Source organism: Cupriavidus sp. R6-3, from assembly GCF_059772245.1.
Window position 1 is genome coordinate 1 of record NZ_JCBAJO010000402.1, and the last position, 2,385, is coordinate 2,385.

Annotated in this window: 2 protein-coding genes and 1 pseudogene; 2 read left to right on the top strand and 1 reads right to left on the bottom strand. The window is 69.2% G+C overall.

All coding sequences use genetic code 11. The annotated features are described in order from the left end of the window. A pseudogene (locus AC6EI8_RS26100) lies at positions 1-415 on the top strand (hypothetical protein); the annotation flags it as partial. A 123-nt stretch (positions 416-538) separates the two neighbouring features. On the opposite strand, the gene AC6EI8_RS26105 reads toward AC6EI8_RS26100, so the two are convergent. After that, positions 539-1,048: a DUF2165 family protein gene (locus AC6EI8_RS26105; protein WP_149319047.1), complete on the bottom strand. Its 510-nt coding sequence runs from the start codon at positions 1,046-1,048 to the stop codon at positions 539-541. Between the two features lie 301 nt (positions 1,049-1,349). Between AC6EI8_RS26105 and AC6EI8_RS26110 the strand changes: the two genes are divergently transcribed. Continuing rightward, on the top strand, positions 1,350-2,385 hold a 1,036-nt coding region (locus AC6EI8_RS26110), incomplete at its 3' end, for a M14 family metallopeptidase (RefSeq protein ID WP_498383338.1).

Below are 2,385 nucleotides of genomic sequence, written 5' to 3' on the forward strand. Positions count from 1 at the left end.
TCTGCTGCTGCGCATGGAGAAGGTCGCCGGCGTGCCGCGCGTGCAGCCCAGCGTCCGTTTCGCGCCGTTGGAGCCCTTGTATGCCGCCTATCGCGAGACCGGGGCGCTGACGCCGCAGCAGGCCGGCCGCGTGCTGGCGATCGAGCGCAGCCCGTCGACGCCGGCCACGCTGAAGAGCGCCAATCTGCTCGACGTCTACACCGCCTACGTGCAGCTCGAACGCGCGCTGCGCGAGGCCGTGCGGCTCGAGCAGCAACGCTTCCTGCGCGGGGTGATGGACTGGCTGGCGCGCCATCTGACGCTGACGCGCGCACAGGGCGAAGCGGCCGGACTGGCGCTGCATCCGCGCGCCTGGCAGCTGGAGGCGCCGCCGCGGCGCGCGGCGGGCGCCGGGGATGCCGACTGGGAGGGATGACTTGCCGGCACGGACTTGCCGGCGCTCGTTATCGACGCCGACCCATCCACGCCGACTTATCGGCGCAACTTATCGGCGCAACTTATCGGCATGTCTCATCGACGCCGGCTTGCCGCCGCCGGCCTACCGATCGCCGGCCAGATCAAGATCGTCGTACGGCAGGCTGACGTAGATCAGCACCGTCAGCAGCGTGATGAAGAAGCGGAACGCGTCGGGCACGCCGTTCCATTCCTTCGACATCCACATGCCGAACCACTCGCCGCCGATCGACATGAACGCGACCTGCCAGGTCAGGAAGCCCAGCGTCAGGCCGGCCACCGCCCACGTCTTGGCGCGATGGAAGGCACGCGGCGATTGCCGGCGCGCGCGCCACAGCGCGATGCCGCCGGCCCAGCACAGCAGCGCGGTGGCGGTTTCCAGCGCGATGATGCCGATATAGCCGGCGTGATGCAGTACCGGCGACCGGATGGCGCGGTACATGATGCCGTTGCCGGGGAAGGTCGTGTCCATCAGGAACACATGCTGGACGAAGGCGAAGTTGGTGCCGTAGTCGGTGATATTGCCGAACGACACCAGCGAGGCGAACAGGGCCATGGCCAATACCGCGGCGATCTTGGAATAACGCACGATCATGTTGACAGTCTCAGGATGAAGGACCGCGAGCCGGCCGGCGGGATGGGCGTGCCAATCCATGCCGGGCGCGCGACGTGGCGGTCGGGAACGAAGGGATCAGGCGGGACCCGGAGCGGGCGCGAGGGAAATCCGGCTGGAGATCGGGACTGGTGTTACCTGAGACGCGTGGCGGGCCTGGGAAGCCGCGCCGGCCGCGCTGGATCGATCCAACCTTGTGCGGACGGGATTGTACCGGCTGGCGCGCGGCGGCGGAATGGCGTTTAATGCGGTCATCGATCCTGGTCGCCCCGGAGAGCCGCCGATGCAGCTGCACGATTGCTTTTCAAGCCGCTACGAGGAAGCCCGCGCCAAGTTCAGGCTCGCGGCCGAGAACGTCGGCGACGTGCCCACGCCGTTCGCGCATCCCACGCGGCGCGGCGCCGAGGACGAGGAGCTGGCGATGGACGTCGCCTGGATCGGCCCGCGCGATGCGCGCCATCTGATCCTGGTCACCTCCGCGATGCACGGCGCCGAGGGCTTCTGCGGCTCGGGCGCGCAGATCGCGCTGCTGCACGATGCCACGCTGCTGCAGCAATGCGCCAAGGCCGGCGCGGCGCTGCTGCTGGTGCATGCGGTGAACCCCTACGGCTTCTCGCACATGCGCCGGGTCAACGAGGACAACGTCGACCTGAACCGCAACTTCATGGATTTCACGCGGCCGCTGCCGCAAAACCCGGCCTATGCCGAGGTCGCGCCGCTGCTGCTGCCGGCGCACTGGCCGCCGTCGGAGCAGGACGAGGCCGCGCTGGCGCGCGCGATCGCCGAGCGCGGCATGAGCTGGTACCAGGCCGCCGTCAGCGCGGGCCAGTACGACGATCCGCACGGCATGTTCTATGGCGGGCGCGTGGCGACCTGGAGCAATTACACGCTGCGCCGCATCCTCGCGCGCTACGGCGCGGGGCGGACCGGCCTGCGCTGGATCGACATCCATACCGGGCTCGGCCCGTGGGGCTATGGCGAGCCGATCTACATGGGACCGGACGATGCGGCGCAACTGGAGCGGACCCGCGCGATCTGGGGCCAGCACGTGACGTCGATGTACGACGGCTCGTCGACCTCGGCCAACCTGACCGGCCTGGCCTGGCACGCCGTTCCCGATACGCTGCCCGGCATCGACTTTGCCGGCATTGCGCTGGAATTCGGCACCTTGCCGCTGCCCGACGTATTGCAGGCGCTGCGCGGCGACCACTGGCTGCATCTGCATCCCGACGCCGACAACACGCAGCGCGCGTTGATCCGCCAGGGCATGTGGCGCGCCTTCTATGGCGACGCCGACGACTGGCGCGAAGGGGTCGTGG

What these genes read in the sequence shown, in the direction of transcription:
- AC6EI8_RS26105 (WP_149319047.1), bottom strand. Translation starts at nt 1,048, where the DNA reads ATGATCGTGCGTTATTCCAAGATCGCCGCGGTATTGGCCATGGCCCTG.